The organism is Streptomyces sp. HUAS TT7 (assembly GCF_051550175.1).
GTDB lineage: Bacteria > Actinomycetota > Actinomycetes > Streptomycetales > Streptomycetaceae > Streptomyces.
In genome coordinates this window covers 2,834,611-2,850,471 of the sequence record NZ_CP196175.1, presented here as the reverse complement: position 1 = coordinate 2,850,471, position 15,861 = coordinate 2,834,611, and the positions used below count along the sequence as shown (strand labels likewise).

Sequence of the window (15,861 nt, the reverse complement as noted above, 5' to 3'; positions counted from 1 at the left end):
GGACCAGCGTGCAGCAAAACTCTGGGGGGCGACCCCCAGGCCCCCGAAGCGTGCTGCTTGCCGAGGTGGCCCAGGCCACCCAGCGGCTGGCCGACGCCGGCGTGCCCTCCCCGCGCTTCGACGCCGAGGAGCTCGCCGCGCACATCCACGGCTGCAAGCGGGGAGAGCTGCACAACGTCAAGGACGCGGACTTCGACGCGCGCTACTGGGAGGCGATCGCCCGCCGCGAGGCCCGCGAGCCGCTCCAGCACATCACCGGCCGCGCCTTCTTCCGCTACCTCGAACTCCAAGTCGGACCAGGGGTGTTCGTGCCCCGGCCGGAGACCGAGTCCGTGGTCGGGTGGGCCATAGACGCCGTGCGCGCGATGGACGTCGTCGAGCCGCTCATCGTCGACCTGTGCACCGGATCGGGCGCGATCGCGCTCGCCATGGCGCAGGAGGTGCCGCGCTCGCGCGTGCACGCCGTCGAGCTGTCCGAGGACGCCCTGGAGTGGACGCGGAAGAACGTCGCGGGGTCCCGCGTCGTTCTCCACCAGGGCGACGCACTCACCGCGCTGCCCGAGCTGGACGGCCAGGTCGACCTGGTCATCTCCAACCCGCCGTACATCCCGCTCACCGAGTGGGAGTACGTCGCCCCCGAGGCGCGCGACCACGACCCGGAGCTCGCGCTGTTCTCCGGCGAGGACGGTCTCGACACCATCCGGGGCATCGAACGCACCGCGCACCGCCTCCTGCGGCCCGGCGGGCTCGTCGTCATCGAGCACGCCGACACCCAGGGCGGCCAAGTGCCGTGGATCTTCAACGAGGAGGCCGGCTGGGCGGACGCGGCCGACCACCCCGACCTCAACAACCGCCCGCGCTTCGCCACGGCCCGCAAGGCCACACCGTGATCAGCCGCGACACCCAGACCGTGAACGTGTACGAGGAGGCCCGCTAATGGCTCGGCGATACGACTGCAACGACGCGACCGACCGCACGACCGGTCTGCGCGAAGCCGCGTCCGCCGTCCGTCGCGGCGAGCTCGTGGTGCTGCCGACGGACACCGTGTACGGGATCGGCGCCGACGCGTTCAGCTCGCAGGCCGTCACGGACCTGCTCGACGCCAAGGGCCGCGGCCGCAATATGCCCACCCCTGTGCTCATCGGCTCGCCGAACACCCTGCACGGCCTGGTCACCGACTTCACCGAGCAGGCCTGGGAGCTCGTCGACGCGTTCTGGCCGGGCGCCCTGACCCTGGTCGCGCGCCACCAGCCGTCGCTGCAGTGGGACCTCGGCGACACCCGCGGCACCGTCGCGATCCGGATGCCGCTGCACCCGGTCGCCATCGAGCTGCTCACCGAGGTCGGCCCCATGGCCGTCTCCTCCGCCAACCTGACCGGCCACCCGGCGCCCGAGGACTGCGACGCGGCCCAGGGCATGCTCGGCGACTCCGTCTCGGTGTACCTGGACGGCGGCCCGACCCCGGGCATCGTCCCGTCCTCGATCGTGGACGTGACCGGCAAGGTCCCGGTCCTGCTGCGCGCGGGCGCCCTCGACGCGGACGAACTGCGCAAGGTGGTACCCGACCTTGAGGTGGCCAATTGACCGCCCCTGAGGGGCGTGGCATAGGCACGGTTCACCCTGCGGTGAACTCGTTCCGCATCCTCCACGTCAGCACCGGCAACGTCTGCCGCTCGCCGATCACCGAGCGGCTGACCCGCCATGCCCTGAGCGACCGGCTCGGGGACCCGTTCACGGGCGGCCTCATCGTGGAGAGCGCCGGTACCTGGGGGCACGAGGGCGCTCCGATGGAGGCCAACGCCGCCGCCGTCCTCGCCGACTTCGGCGCGGACGCCACCGGCTTCACCGGGCGCGAACTCCTCGACGAGCACGTGATCACCGCCGACCTGGTGCTCACCGCCACCCGCGACCACCGCGCCCAGGTCATCTCGATGGGCCACTCGGCGGGCCTGCGCACCTTCACCCTGAAGGAGTTCACCCGCCTCGTACGGGCCATAGACCCCGCCACGCTGCCCGATCCGCTCCAGGAAGGCATGGTGGAGCGGGCGAGGGCCCTGGTGCGGGCCGCGGCCGCGCTGCGCGGCTGGCTGCTCGCCCCGAGCGCCGAGGCCGACGAGGTCAACGACCCCTACGGCGCCCCGATCACGTTCTTCCGCTCCATCGGCGACGAGATCAACCAGGCCCTGGACCCGGTGGTCACCGCCCTGACGGGCGTGCCGACCCACCACTGAGACGCGCCATCACACCGGGCGCGCGGGGCGGCCGAGACCTACGCTGGGTGCATGTCCGTCATCTCCGCAGTTGGCACTGAACTCGCGGGGTTCGACGCCCTCAGGCGGCAGGACCCCGAAATGGCCGACGTGCTGCTCGGCGAGGCCGAGCGGCAGGCCGCCTCGCTGCAGTTGATCGCCGCCGAGAACTTCACCTCGCCGGCCGTGCGCGCGGCCCTGGGCTCGCAGCTGGGCAACAAGTACGCCGAGGGATACCCCGGCGCCCGCCACCACGGCGGCTGCGAAGTCGTCGACGTCGCCGAGCGCATCGCCGTCGACCGCGTCAAGGCCCTGTTCGGAGCCGCCCACGCCAACGTACAGACGCATTCGGGGACTTCGGCGGTACTGGCGGCCTACGCGGCGCTCCTGAAGCCGGGAGACACCGTTCTGGCGATGGGGCTCCCCTTCGGCGGACACCTCACGCACGGCTCGCCCGCGAACTTCTCCGGGCGCTGGTTCGACTTCGTCGGATACGGGGTCGAGCCGGACACCGGGCTCATCGACTACGGCGAGGTGTGGGACCTGGCGGTCGAGCACCGGCCCAAGGCGATCGTGTGCGGCTCGATCGCGTACCCCCGCCACCCGGACTACCAGGCCTTCCGCGAGATCGCCGACGACGTGGGCGCCTACCTCATCGCGGACGCCGCGCACCCCATGGGCCTGGTCGCCGGGGGAGCGGCGCCGAGCCCGGTCCCGTACGCCGACGTGGTGTGCGCCACCACCCACAAGGTGCTGCGCGGGCCGCGCGGCGGGCTGATCCTTTGCGGCAGTGACCTGGCCGCCCGCATCGACCGGGCCGTGTTCCCCTTCACGCAGGGCGGCGCCCAGATGCACACGATCGCCGCCAAGGCCATCGCCTTCGGAGAGGCGTCCACCCCCGCCTTCACGGCGTACGCCCATCAGGTGGTCGCCAATGCGCGCACCCTCGCCGAGGGGCTGCTCGCGGAGGGGTTCGGAGTGGTCACCGGCGGCACCGACACCCACCTCCTGCTCGCCGACCCGGCGCCGTTCGGCATCGACGGGCGCACCGCGCGCGGCCGGCTCGCGGGCGCCGGGCTCGTCCTGGACAGCTGCGCCCTGCCGCACCTGGACGCCCGCGGAATCCGGCTCGGCACCGCCGCCGTCACCACCCAGGGCATGGGCGAGGCGGAGATGGCCAGAATCGCGGTGCTCTTCGCGATGGCGATGCGAGAGGATCCCGGGGCACGGGCGGAGGCAAGGGAACTGGCGGAGAGATTCCCCCCTCCTTAAGAGGGTCCTGTTTCCATCGTCTCGGGACCTTTTCACAGGGTTCGCACAAAGGCAGAAATGCGGGCTTATCTCCGCTTCGGCGGGGTACCTGCAACCATTCGCCGGATCCTAATGTCCTCAACCACATGCGCGCGAAGCTAGGGTGTGGGGCTGAGATGGCCAGCGAAACCTCTGGGGCAGCCCGTGCGTGAATACCTGCTGACGCTCTGCGTCACGGCCGCGGTGACCTACCTGCTCACCGGGCCGGTGCGGAAGTTCGCCATCGCCGTGGGTGCGATGCCGGAGATCCGCGCGCGTGACGTGCACCGGGAACCGACGCCGAGGCTCGGCGGCATCGCCATGTTCGGCGGCCTGTGCGCGGGCCTGCTCGTGGCCGACCACCTCGACGGCCTCAACCCCGTCTTCCAGTCCAACGAACCGCGGGCCCTGCTGTCCGGGGCCGCGCTGATCTGGCTGATCGGCGTCCTGGACGACAAGTTCGAGATCGATGCGCTGATCAAGCTCGGCGGCCAGATGATCGCCGCGGGCGTCATGGTCATGCAGGGTCTGACCATCCTGTGGCTGCCCATCCCCGGCATCGGCTCGGTCTCGCTGACCTCCTGGCAGGGCACCCTGCTCACGGTCGCGCTCGTCGTGATCACCATCAACGCGGTGAACTTCGTGGACGGCCTCGACGGCCTGGCCGCCGGCATGGTGTGCATCGCGTCCGCGGCGTTCTTCATGTACGCCTACCGGCTCTGGTACGGGTACGGAATCGAGGCGGCGGCCCCCGCCACCCTGTTCGCCGCCGTCCTCATGGGGATGTGCCTGGGCTTCCTGCCGCACAACATGCACCCGGCCAGGATCTTCATGGGCGACTCGGGCTCGATGCTGATCGGCCTGGTGCTCGCGGCGGGCGCGATCTCCATCACGGGCCAGGTCGACCCGGACGCGATGAAGCTCAACTTCGGCGGCACCCGCGATGCCACGCACGCGATGCTGCCGGTCTTCATCCCGCTGCTCATGCCGCTGTCGATCATCGCGATCCCGATGGCCGACCTCGTACTCGCGATCGTCCGCAGGACCTGGAACGGGCAGTCGCCGTTCGCCGCGGACCGCGGGCACCTGCACCACCGGCTCCTGGAGATCGGGCACTCGCACAGCCGGGCGGTGCTGATCATGTACTTCTGGTCGGCGCTCATCGCGTTCGGCGCGGTCGCCTACTCGGTGCACTCGGCGTCGATGTGGATCGTGCTCGTGATCGTCGCGCTGAGCGCGGTCGGGCTCGTACTGTTGCTGCTGCCGCGGTTCGCGCCGCGCGCCCCGCAGTGGGCCGAGCGGTTCGTGCCGCCGCGCTACCGGCACGCGCGGAGCGAGCCGGAGACGGTGCACTCGCTGGCCTCCGAGGGGGACGAGGAGGTGCGCGGCGAGCGCACTCCTGTGGCCGCCGGGGTTTCCGGCGTCAACGGGGCGACAGCGATCGGCCCCCGTTCGCGTTTCCCCGACCGACGGAAGACCGGTGCGTCGCGCTGACGAATTGCCGCGTCGACACCCAATACCAGACATCTCGCCGCCCGTTGCGCACAAACGCGCAGCACCACTCTCAAGTGTGACGGGCGGCACACTTCCATGGTAAAGACCTCATCAAATAGTTTGTGATACGGTTCACGAGACCCGGCGACAGAGCCGAAGGACCGTAGTGCGACGGTCCGTTGGCCCGAGGGACCAACTCGGCCCGGGCTTACGCTCGTCCATGACGACACCACTTTGCCCCCACCAGCAAGCGGAGCTGCCGCCATGCCGTCCAACGACGCACGCACTCTTCTCCAGACCGCCCTACCCACCGCTGCCGCGGGCGCTGTTGCCGCCGTGATCAGCGGTGTGGTCGCGGGCGGCAAGGGAGCGGTGGGTGCCATCGTCGCGACGCTGGTCGTGATCCTCTTCATGGGCATCGGACTCGTCGTCCTGGAACGCACCGCCAAATCGCTTCCGCATCTGTTCCAGGCCATGGGGCTGATGCTGTACACCGCGCAGTTGCTCCTGCTCTTCATCTTCGTCGCGGTCTTCAAGAACACGACGCTGTTCAACCCGAAATGCTTCGCCGCAACCCTCGTCGCGCTGACCCTCGTCTGGATCGGCGCGCAGGCGCGTGCGCACATGAAGGCGAAGATCCTTTACGTCGAACCGGATACCGCTGAGGGCAACAAGCCCGAAAAGACGGGGCCGTCGTCGTGAACGGTAGGGCCGGAATAAATGCGAGTTCAGGACCCTGCTATCGTCCGGTGCCAACTGCGGCACTGCGGGCGCGGGCATCTGAGCTGACGCCTGCTCATTCGCGAGGCTTGATGCCCGACCGCCGCCCCATCATCCGTAACACCAGTCCAGTGCCGAACCGCGGCTGCGCGCCGCGCCGACACAACGAGGTTGCCGTACCTATGCGCCACGCTGAAGGAGCCCGCGGTGAGTGCTGACCCGACGCAGGTGCTCGCCTTCGATCCGAGCTGCCACATCTTCCAGTCGAACGGCTGTGGCTTCGAGGGTCCCGGCCTGCACTCGTTCCTCTTCGAGCCGCTCTGGGGCGACACCAACGGCCTGTACTTCAACAAGCCGATGCTGCTGGCCCTGCTGGGCTCGCTCGTCATCGTCGGCTTCTTCTGGGCCGCCTTCCGCAAGCCGAAGGTCGTCCCCGGCAAGCTGCAGATGGTCGCCGAGGCCGGCTACGACTTCGTGCGCCGCGGCATCGTCTACGAGACGATCGGCAAGAAGGAGGGCGAGAAGTGGGTCCCCCTCATGGTCTCGATCTTCTTCTTCGTCTGGATGATGAACCTCTGGTCGATCATCCCGGTCGCCCAGTTCCCGGTGACGTCGATCATCGCGTACCCGGCGGTCCTCGCGCTGATCGTCTACGTGATCTGGATGACGCTCACGTTCAAGCGCCACGGCTTCGTCGGCGGCTTCAAGAACCTGACCGGCTACGACAAGTCGCTGGGTGGCGTGCTGCCTCTGGTCATGGTCATCGAGTTCTTCTCGAACGTGCTGGTCCGCCCCTTCACGCACGCGGTCCGACTCTTCGCGAACATGTTCGCCGGTCACACCCTGCTGCTGCTGTTCACCATCGCCAGCTGGTACATGCTCAACGGCATCGGCATCGCGTACTCCGGCGTCTCCTTCGTGATGGTCGTCGTGATGACCGCGTTCGAGCTCTTCATCCAGGCCGTCCAGGCGTACGTGTTCGTGCTGCTGGCCTGCGTCTTCATCCAGGGCGCGCTCGCCGAGCACCACTGACCGCCCGCCCCCTCCATACCCCAAGTCGTCCGGTGGCCAACCCCCACCGGTCCGTGAAAGAGAAGGAAGAACTGGCATGTCCCAGATCCTCGCTGCCTCCGATGGCGTCACCGGCTCGCTCAGCTCCATCGGGTACGGCCTCGCCGCGATCGGCCCCGGCGTCGGCGTCGGCATCATCTTCGGTAACGGCACGCAGGCTCTTGCCCGTCAGCCCGAAGCGGCCGGCCTGATCCGCGCCAACCAGATCCTCGGTTTCGCGTTCTGTGAGGCGCTGGCCCTGATCGGCCTCGTCATGCCGTTCGTCTACTAAGACGAACCACGACCAGACCGACCGACGAAAGGCACTGATGTGAACCTCACCATGGTTCAGCTGGCGGCCGAGGGCAAGGAAAACCCCCTCGTTCCGCCGTGGCCTGAGCTCGTCATCGGCCTCATCGCCTTCGTCATCGTCTTCGGCTTCCTCGCCAAGAAGCTCCTCCCGAACATCAACAAGGTTCTGGACGAGCGTCGCGAGGCCATCGAAGGCGGGATGGAGAAGGCCGAGGCCGCTCAGACCGAGGCCCAGAGCGTCCTTGAGCAGTACAAGGCGCAGCTCGCCGAGGCCCGCCACGAGGCTGCGCGCCTGCGCCAGGAGGCGACCGAGCAGGGCACCGCGCTCATCCAGGAGATGAGGGCGGAAGGCCAGCGGCAGCGTGAGGAGATCATCGCTGCCGGCCACGCCCAGATCGAGGCCGACCGCAAGGCCGCCGCGCACTCGCTCCGTCAGGACGTGGGCAAGCTGGCGACCGACCTGGCCGGCAAGCTGGTCGGTGAGTCCCTTGAGGACCACGCCCGCCAGAGCCGCACCATCGACCGTTTCCTCGGCGAGCTCGAGGAGAAGGCCGAGGCCGTCCGATGAACGGCGCGAGCCGCGAGGCACTGGCCGCCGCACGCGAGCGTCTCGACGCCTTGATGGACAACACGTCCGTCGACGCGGCGAAGCTCGGCGACGAGCTGGCCGCCGTCACCACGCTGCTCGACCGCGAGGTCTCGCTGCGTCGGGTCCTGACCGACCCGGCGCAGGCCGGCGAGGCCCGGGCCGAGCTGGCCGGGCGTCTGTTCGGCGGCCAGGTGGGCGGCGAGACCGCCGACCTGGTGGGCGGCATGGTCCGCTCCCGCTGGTCGCAGTCCCGTGACCTGGTGGACTCGCTGGAAGAACTGGCGGCCACCGCCGACCTCACCGCCGCGCAGCAGTCGGGCGCGCTGGACGACGTCGAGGACGAGCTGTTCCGGTTCGGCCGCATCGTCACCTCCAGCACCGAGCTGCGCTCCGCGCTCACCAGCCGCACCGCCACGGTCGCGGCCAAGAGCGAGCTGCTGCGCAGCCTGCTCGGCGGCAGGGCGAACCCGGTCACCGAGCGTCTGGTCGGCCGTCTTGTGACCCGGCCGCGTGGACGTAGCCTGGAAGCGGGACTCGAGTCCCTCTCCAAGCTCGCCGCGCACCGCCGGGACCGGATGGTCGCCGTCGTCACCTCGGCGGTTCCGCTGACCGACGTCCAGAAGCAGCGCCTCGGTGCGGCTCTGGCGAAGATCTACGGCCGCCGGATGCATCTGAACCTCGATGTGGACCCCGAGGTCCTCGGCGGGATCTCGGTGCGCGTCGGCGACGAGGTCATCGAAGGCACCATCGCGGAGCGCCTCGAAGAGGCGAACCGGCGGCTGGCGCGCTGACCTCACGGTCGGCACAGCAACTGAATTAGCAACACCAGCGGCCCGGTTGGGCCGTGCAGAAATTGCAGAAGATTCCTGGGGGTCGGCCCCCAGACCCCCTTAGAAACTTCGGGCCCAACAAGGAGAGCAGGGAACCCAGATGGCGGAGCTCACGATCCGGCCGGAGGAGATCCGGGACGCGCTGGAGACCTTTGTCCAGTCGTACCAGCCGGACGCGGCCTCGCGCGAGGAGGTCGGTACGGTCAGCGTTGCCGGCGACGGCATCGCGAAGGTCGAGGGTCTTCCCTCGGCCATGGCGAACGAGCTGCTGCGGTTCGAGGACGGAACCCTTGGTCTCGCCCTCAACCTCGAGGAGCGCGAGATCGGTGCGATCGTCCTCGGCGAGTTCAGCGGAATCGAAGAGGGCCAGCCGGTGCAGCGCACCGGTGAGGTGCTCTCGGTCGGCGTAGGCGAGGGCTACCTCGGCCGCGTCGTCGACCCGCTCGGCAACCCGATCGACGGCCTCGGCGAGATCGAGACCGACGGCCGCCGCGCCCTGGAGCTGCAGGCTCCGGGCGTCATGGTCCGTAAGTCGGTGCACGAGCCGATGGCGACCGGTTACAAGGCCGTCGACGCGATGGTGCCGATCGGCCGTGGCCAGCGTCAGCTGATCATTGGTGACCGTCAGACCGGCAAGACCGCTCTGGCCGTCGACACGATCATCAACCAGCGCGACAACTGGCGCTCGGGCGACCCGAAGAAGCAGGTCCGCTGCATCTACGTCGCCATCGGCCAGAAGGGCTCGACCATCGCCTCCGTGCGTGGCGCCCTGGAAGAGGCCGGCGCGCTGGAGTACACGACGATCGTCGCCGCGCCCGCGTCCGACCCGGCCGGCTTCAAGTACCTCGCCCCGTACACCGGTTCGGCCATCGGCCAGCACTGGATGTACGACGGCAAGCACGTCCTCATCATCTTCGACGACCTGTCGAAGCAGGCCGACGCCTACCGCGCCGTGTCGCTGCTCCTGCGCCGCCCGCCGGGCCGCGAGGCGTACCCGGGTGACGTCTTCTACCTGCACTCGCGTCTGCTTGAGCGCTGCGCGAAGCTGTCGGACGACATGGGCGCCGGTTCGATGACGGGTCTGCCGATCGTCGAGACCAAGGCGAACGACGTGTCGGCGTTCATCCCGACCAACGTCATCTCCATCACCGACGGCCAGTGCTTCCTGGAGTCGGACCTGTTCAACGCCGGTCAGCGCCCCGCGCTGAACGTCGGTATCTCCGTCTCCCGAGTCGGTGGTTCCGCGCAGCACAAGGCCATGCGCCAGGTGTCCGGCCGACTGCGTGTCGACCTCGCCCAGTACCGCGAGCTGGAGGCGTTCGCCGCCTTCGGTTCCGACCTGGACGCCGCTTCCAAGGCCTCCCTTGAGCGCGGCAAGCGCATGGTCGAGCTGCTGAAGCAGCCGCAGTACTCGCCGTTCCCGGTCGAGGAGCAGGTCGTCTCCATCTGGGCCGGCACCACCGGCAAGATGGACGACGTCCCGGTCGAGGACATCCGCCGCTTCGAGGCCGAGCTGCTCGAGTACCTGCGCCGCGAGCGCAAGGAGCTCCTCACCTCGATCGCCGAGGGCGCGAAGATGTCGGACGACACCCTGCAGTCGGTGGCCGACGCCATCGCCGGCTTCAAGCGTCAGTTCGAGACCTCGGACGGCAAGCTCCTCGGCGACGACACGCCGGTCAGCACCAGCAAGTGACGACGACGGAAGGGACCTGACTCATGGGAGCGCAGCTCCGGGTCTACAAGCGTCGCATCCGATCCGTCACCGCGACCAAGAAGATCACCAAGGCGATGGAGATGATCGCCGCCTCGCGCATCGTCAAGGCGCAGCGCCAGGTGGCGGCCTCCACGCCGTACGCGACCGAGCTCACCCGTGCGGTGACCGCGGTGGCGACCGGCTCCACCACCAAGCACCCGCTCACCACCGAGGCCGAGGCTCCGTCCCGCGCCGCGGTCCTGCTCATCACGAGCGACCGCGGTCTGGCCGGCGGCTACTCCTCCAACGCCATCAAGGCGGGGGAGAAGCTCTCGGAGCGGCTGCGCGGCGAGGGCAAGGAGGTCGACACGTACATCGTCGGCCGCAAGGGTGTCGCCTACTACGGATTCCGTGAGCGCAAGGTCTCGGATTCGTGGACGGGCTTCACCGACAGCCCCACCTACGCGGACGCCAAGCAGGTGGCCGCGCCGCTGATCGAGGCCATCCAGACGGAGACGGCCGAGGGCGGTGCGGACGAACTGCACATCGTCTTCACGGAGTTCGTGTCGATGATGACGCAGACGCCGGTCGACGACCGGATGCTGCCGCTGTCGCTGGAGAAGGCTCAGGACGAGACGGGCACGAAGGACGAGATCCTTCCGCTCTTCGACTTCGAGCCGTCGGCGGAGGACGTCCTCGACGCCCTGCTGCCGCGCTACGTCGAAAGCCGCATCTACAACGCGCTGCTGCAGTCGGCTGCTTCCGAGCACGCCGCCCGCCGCCGCGCGATGAAGTCGGCGACCGACAACGCCGGGGAGCTCATCAAGAGCCTCTCCCGGCTTGCCAACGCGGCCCGCCAGGCCGAAATCACCCAGGAAATCAGCGAGATCGTCGGTGGCTCCAGTGCGCTGGCCGACGCGACCGCGGGGAGTGACAAGTAATGACGACCACTGTTGAGACGGCCGTTGCCACGGGCCGCGTCGCCCGGGTCATCGGCCCGGTCGTCGACGTGGAGTTCCCCGTCGACGCGATGCCGGAGATCTACAACGCGCTGCACGTCCAGGTGGCCGACCCGGCCGAGGACGGCAAGCTCAAGACGCTGACGCTCGAAGTCGCCCAGCACCTGGGTGACGGCATCGTCCGCGCGATCTCGATGCAGCCCACCGACGGTCTGGTCCGCCAGGCCCCGGTGGTCGACACGGGCGACGGCATCACGGTGCCGGTCGGCGACTTCACCAAGGGCAAGGTGTTCAACACCCTCGGCGAGGTGCTGAACAAGCCCGAGGAGAACGCCAACATCGGCGAGCGCTGGGCGATCCACCGCAAGGCGCCCAACTTCGACCAGCTCGAGTCCAAGACCGAGATGTTCGAGACCGGCGTCAAGGTCATCGACCTTCTCACCCCGTACGTCAAGGGTGGAAAGATCGGCCTGTTCGGTGGTGCCGGTGTCGGCAAGACCGTCCTCATCCAGGAAATGATCTACCGCGTGGCCAACAACCACGACGGTGTGTCGGTGTTCGCCGGTGTCGGCGAGCGCACCCGTGAGGGCAATGACCTCATCGAGGAAATGCAGGACTCGGGCGTCATCGACAAGACCGCCCTGGTCTTCGGTCAGATGGACGAGCCGCCGGGCACGCGTCTCCGGGTCGCCCTGGCCGGTCTGACGATGGCGGAGTACTTCCGTGACGTCCAGAAGCAGGACGTCCTCTTCTTCATCGACAACATCTTCCGGTACACCCAGGCGGGTTCCGAGGTGTCGACCCTGCTCGGCCGTATGCCCTCCGCGGTGGGTTACCAGCCGAACCTGGCCGACGAGATGGGTCTCCTCCAGGAGCGCATCACCTCGACCCGTGGTCACTCGATCACCTCGATGCAGGCGATCTACGTCCCCGCGGACGACCTGACCGACCCGGCCCCGGCCACCACCTTCGCCCACCTCGACGCGACGACGGTTCTCTCCCGTCCGATCTCCGAGAAGGGCATCTACCCGGCCGTGGACCCGCTGGACTCCACGTCCCGGATCCTGGACCCGCGCTACATCGCGCAGGAGCACTACGACGCCGCCATGCGCGTCAAGACGATCCTGCAGAAGTACAAGGACCTCCAGGACATCATCGCCATCCTCGGCATCGACGAGCTCGGCGAGGAGGACAAGCTGGTCGTGCACCGCGCCCGCCGCGTGGAGCGCTTCCTGTCGCAGAACACGCACGTCGCCAAGCAGTTCACCGGCGTCGACGGTTCGGACGTCCCGCTGGACGAGTCGATCACGGCGTTCAACCAGATCTGCGACGGCGAGTACGACCACTTCCCCGAGCAGGCGTTCTTCATGTGCGGTGGCCTGGAAGACCTCAAGGCCAACGCCAAGGAGCTGGGCGTCTCCTGACGCGCCCGACCGCGTGGAGGGGCGGGTGTGTCCCGCCCCTCTGCGTATCGCCACTTAAGAACTGACTAGAATTGTCCCAACACCCGGCCGTACCGCCGGGTGGTGACCCGAGGAGCCAACCATGGCTACTGAGCTGCACGTCGAGCTCGTCGCCGCGGACCGCAGTGTCTGGTCCGGCGAGGCCACCCTGGTCGTCGCGCGCACCACGTCCGGCGACATCGGCGTCATGCCCGGTCACCAGCCGCTCCTTGGTGTGCTGGAGTCGGGCCCGGTGATGATCCGTACGAGCGAGGGCGGCACCGTCGTCGCGGCGGTGCACGGTGGATTCATCTCCTTCGCCGACAACAAGCTTTCGCTGCTGGCGGAGATCGCCGAGCTGGCGGACGAGATCGACGTCCAGCGTGCCGAGCGTGCGCTGGAGAGTGCGAAGTCCGCGTCGGACGCCGCCGCCGAGCGGCGCGCCGATGTACGACTGCGTGCGGTGGCGGTGCGCTAGCACCCCCGCCGGAGATTTCCCTCAGCCGCGGCTCGGTCCGGAATTTTCCGGAGCCGGTCGCGGCTGAGGCGATGCAGGCAGATTTTTCCGTTGCTGGATTACTGGTTGAGCGAGGAGGTCGGTGTAGATGACTCTCGCTCTGCTTGTGTGTGGCCTGGTCGTCGCGCTGGTACTGGTGGGACTCTTCGTCTTCGGTCTGCGCCGGCGGCTGATCCAGCGCTCGGGCGGCACGTTCGACTGCAGTCTGCGCTGGGGTCTTCCGGAGACGCCGGACACCAGTGGCAAGGGCTGGGTGTACGGGGTGGCCCGCTACAACGGTGACCGGATTGAGTGGTTCCGGGTCTTTTCCTACGCGCCTCGGCCGCGGCGGGTTCTTGAGCGGTCGGCGATCGATGTCGTGGCCCGGCGCCTGCCGGAGGGCGAGGAGGAGCTTGCCCTCCTCTCCGACGCGATCATCCTGGGCTGTACGCATCGGGGTACGCGGCTTGAGCTGGCGATGTCCGAGGATGCGCTGACGGGGTTCCTGGCGTGGCTGGAGGCGGCGCCGCCGGGCCAACGGGTGAACGTGGCGTAGCCGGTCTTTCCCCACCCCGCCCCTTCCCGAGACCCTCCGGGGGTGAAGGTGCTCCTGGGGCTCCGCCCCAGACCCCGTTCGCGCCTTAAGGGCGCTCGTCCTCAAACGCCGGACGGGCTGAAATGCCCCGGTGCTGGCCAGCACCAATACTGCTAGGGGCGCGGGGAACTGCGCGACCAGCCACGCACGGTCCGCAGTCGGCAGATTCAGCCTCTCCGGCGTTTGAGGAGCGGGGGGGCTGGGGGCAGAGCCCCCAGAAGGCGGGGGACGGGCCCGCCCTCCGGGGTGCTGGGTGGCCCGGTTACCTGAGGCCGTTGTCGATCGCCGAGATCAACTCACCATTCGACGTATCTCCGCTGAACTCCCAGAAGAACGCCCCCCTCAACCCCTGGTTCTTCACGTACGTCATCTTTCCGGTGATCGTCGACGGCGTGTCGTAGCTCCACCAGTTGGAGCCGCAGTGGGCGTAGGCCGTGCCCGCGATCGTGCCGGTCACCGGGCAGGCCGTCTTGAGGACCTTGTAGTCCTCGATGCCCTGCTCGTACGTGCCGGGGGCCGGGCCCGTCGCCGTGCCTCCCGGGGCGTCCTGCGTCACGCCCGTCCAGCCCCGGCCGTAGAAGCCGATGCCCAGGTTGAGCTTGCTCGCGGGGACGCCCTTGCCCAGGTACTTCTGGATCGCCGCATCCGTGTTGAAGCCCGCGATCGGGATGCCGTTGTACGAGGTGAGCGGGGAGTGCGGGGCCGTGGGGCCCTGGGCGGCCCACGCGCCGAAGAAGTCGTACGTCATCACGTTGTACCAGTCGACGTAGCTCGCCGCGCCCCCGTAGTCGGCCGCGTCCATCTTGCCGCCCGTCGAGCCGTCGGCGGTGACGGCGGCCGTGACCAGCGCCGAGCTGCCGAACTTCGCACGCAGCGCGGCGAGCAGGTTCTTCAGGGCCGCAGGACCGCTCGTGTCGCAGGACAGGCCGCAGGCGTTCGGGTACTCCCAGTCGATGTCGATGCCGTCGAAGACATCGGCCCAGCGCGGGTCCTTGACCAGGGAGTAGCAGGAGTCGGCGAAGGCTGCCGGGTTGGCCGCGGCCGCGCCGAAGCCGCCGGACCAGGTCCAGCCGCCGAAGGACCAGAGGACCTTGAGGTTCGGGTACTTCTTCTTCAGCTCGCGGAGCTGGTTGATGTTGCCCGCGACCGGCTGGTCCCAGGTGTCGGCGGTGCCGTCGACGCTGGAGGACGCGTCGTACGTCTTCTGGTAGTCGGCGTAGGCGTCACCGATGGCACAGGCGCCGTTGGTCACGTTGCCGAACGCGTAGTTGATGTGGGTCAGCTTGCTCGCCGAGCCCGAGGTGACGATGTTCTTCACCTGGTAGTTGCGCTGGTAGATGCCCCAGTCGGTGAAGTAGCCGAGCTTGACCGTGGAGCCCGGGTCCGGGTTGCCGCCGCCCCCGGTGGTGGTGACGGTGACCGAGCCCGAGGAGGGGCCGGTCTGGTCGGCGGTGTCGCGTGCGGTCACGCTGTAGGTGTAGGTGGTCCCGGCCGTCAGGCCCGTGTCCGTGTACGTCGTGCCGGTGACGGTCGCGATCTTGGCCGAGCCCCGGTAGACGTCGTAGTTCTTGACGCCCTTGTCGTCGGTCGCGGCCGACCAGGACAGTGTCGCGCCGGTGTCGGTGACGTTGCTCGCGGTCGGGGTGCCGGGGGCGGACGGCGGGTTGTCGCCGGGGGTCGAACCTCCGTCGCAGGAGCCGCCGTTGAGCTTGCAGCCCGAGGGCGAGCCCGGGCCCGCGCCGTTGAAACCGAAGCTCACGCTGGCGCCGGGGGCGAGGGTGCCGTTGTACGACTTGTTCTTGGCGGTCCAGTGGGTGCCGGAGCTGGTGACGTCCGCGTCCCAGGCCGAGGTCACGGACGTACCCGAGGGGTAGTCCCACTCCACGGTCCAGGAGCTGAGTGCGGTGGTGCCGGTGTTCTTGATGGTCCAGCCGGCCCCGAATCCCGTACCCCAGTCCGAGGACTTGGCGTACGTGGCGGTCGCCGAGGTGGCGGCTTCGGCCGGGGAGGCGAGGCCCACGAGTGCGGCCAGGGGGAGGGCGAGTGCGGTCAGGGCCGCTGCGGCTCTTGATCTGAAGCGCGTACGGAGACGACGTGCGGTTCTCAAGGCTGCTCCCGAATGGTGCGACGGTGGTGGGGGTG

16 protein-coding genes are annotated in these 15,861 nt (G+C 68.8%); 15 read left to right on the top strand and 1 reads right to left on the bottom strand.

From position 1 onward, the window contains the following. Positions 1-8: 8 nt before the first annotated feature. The 15 genes from prmC (at position 9) to ACSHXC_RS12505 (ending at position 13,680) form a co-directional block, all read left to right on the top strand. Complete coding sequence (gene prmC, locus ACSHXC_RS12575; RefSeq protein WP_438291666.1) at positions 9-890, top strand: peptide chain release factor N(5)-glutamine methyltransferase; 882 nt, start codon at positions 9-11, stop codon at positions 888-890. A 46-nt stretch (positions 891-936) separates the two neighbouring features. After that, entirely contained in the window at positions 937-1,584 is a 648-nt protein-coding gene (locus ACSHXC_RS12570) for an L-threonylcarbamoyladenylate synthase (protein ID WP_386155165.1), read from the top strand. Then, positions 1,581-2,231: a protein-tyrosine-phosphatase gene (locus ACSHXC_RS12565; RefSeq protein WP_114038169.1), complete on the top strand. Its 651-nt coding sequence runs from the start codon at positions 1,581-1,583 to the stop codon at positions 2,229-2,231. Before ACSHXC_RS12570 ends, ACSHXC_RS12565 begins: the two co-directional genes overlap by 4 nt. A 51-nt stretch (positions 2,232-2,282) precedes the next feature. Next, a complete protein-coding gene (gene glyA / locus ACSHXC_RS12560) occupies positions 2,283-3,521 on the top strand; it encodes a serine hydroxymethyltransferase (protein ID WP_438291665.1) in 1,239 nt (412 codons plus the stop codon). Between the two features lie 183 nt (positions 3,522-3,704). Continuing rightward, complete coding sequence (locus ACSHXC_RS12555) at positions 3,705-5,033, top strand: MraY family glycosyltransferase (protein ID WP_344376728.1); 1,329 nt, start codon at positions 3,705-3,707, stop codon at positions 5,031-5,033. Between the two features lie 264 nt (positions 5,034-5,297). Further along, on the top strand, positions 5,298-5,735 hold the full coding sequence (locus ACSHXC_RS12550; RefSeq protein WP_053726988.1) for a hypothetical protein: 438 nt from the start codon (positions 5,298-5,300) through the stop codon (positions 5,733-5,735). A 225-nt stretch (positions 5,736-5,960) separates the two neighbouring features. Beyond that, positions 5,961-6,785, top strand: a complete 825-nt coding sequence (gene atpB, locus ACSHXC_RS12545) for a F0F1 ATP synthase subunit A (protein WP_438291664.1) — start codon at positions 5,961-5,963, stop codon at positions 6,783-6,785. A 76-nt stretch (positions 6,786-6,861) separates the two neighbouring features. After that, the gene (atpE, locus tag ACSHXC_RS12540; protein WP_053726990.1) at positions 6,862-7,095 is read left to right on the top strand and encodes an ATP synthase F0 subunit C; all 234 of its coding nucleotides are present in this window, start codon (positions 6,862-6,864) and stop codon (positions 7,093-7,095) included. A gap of 51 nt (positions 7,096-7,146) precedes the next feature. Then, the gene (locus ACSHXC_RS12535) at positions 7,147-7,683 is read left to right on the top strand and encodes a F0F1 ATP synthase subunit B (protein ID WP_063802014.1); all 537 of its coding nucleotides are present in this window, start codon (positions 7,147-7,149) and stop codon (positions 7,681-7,683) included. Then, entirely contained in the window at positions 7,680-8,495 is an 816-nt protein-coding gene (locus ACSHXC_RS12530; protein WP_344376725.1) for a F0F1 ATP synthase subunit delta, read from the top strand. Before ACSHXC_RS12535 ends, ACSHXC_RS12530 begins: the two co-directional genes overlap by 4 nt. A gap of 139 nt (positions 8,496-8,634) precedes the next feature. Next, positions 8,635-10,227, top strand: a complete 1,593-nt coding sequence (gene atpA / locus ACSHXC_RS12525; RefSeq protein ID WP_053726993.1) for a F0F1 ATP synthase subunit alpha — start codon at positions 8,635-8,637, stop codon at positions 10,225-10,227. A gap of 23 nt (positions 10,228-10,250) precedes the next feature. Then, positions 10,251-11,168: a F0F1 ATP synthase subunit gamma gene (locus tag ACSHXC_RS12520; RefSeq protein WP_438291663.1), complete on the top strand. Its 918-nt coding sequence runs from the start codon at positions 10,251-10,253 to the stop codon at positions 11,166-11,168. Beyond that, positions 11,168-12,610: a F0F1 ATP synthase subunit beta gene (gene atpD, locus ACSHXC_RS12515; protein WP_344376722.1), complete on the top strand. Its 1,443-nt coding sequence runs from the start codon at positions 11,168-11,170 to the stop codon at positions 12,608-12,610. Before ACSHXC_RS12520 ends, atpD begins: the two co-directional genes overlap by 1 nt. Before the next feature lie 121 nt (positions 12,611-12,731). Next, positions 12,732-13,106 (top strand): F0F1 ATP synthase subunit epsilon, encoded by a 375-nt coding sequence (locus tag ACSHXC_RS12510; protein WP_114038178.1) that lies wholly within the window; start codon positions 12,732-12,734, stop codon positions 13,104-13,106. Positions 13,107-13,233: 127 nt separating this feature from the next. Further along, on the top strand, positions 13,234-13,680 hold the full coding sequence (locus ACSHXC_RS12505; RefSeq protein WP_053726997.1) for a DUF2550 domain-containing protein: 447 nt from the start codon (positions 13,234-13,236) through the stop codon (positions 13,678-13,680). Positions 13,681-13,981: 301 nt separating this feature from the next. Here the strand turns inward: ACSHXC_RS12505 and ACSHXC_RS12500 are convergent, their stop codons facing one another. Beyond that, positions 13,982-15,826, bottom strand: coding sequence for a glycosyl hydrolase family 18 protein (locus ACSHXC_RS12500; RefSeq protein WP_438291661.1), 1,845 nt, complete (start codon positions 15,824-15,826; stop codon positions 13,982-13,984). Positions 15,827-15,861 lie beyond the last annotated feature (35 nt).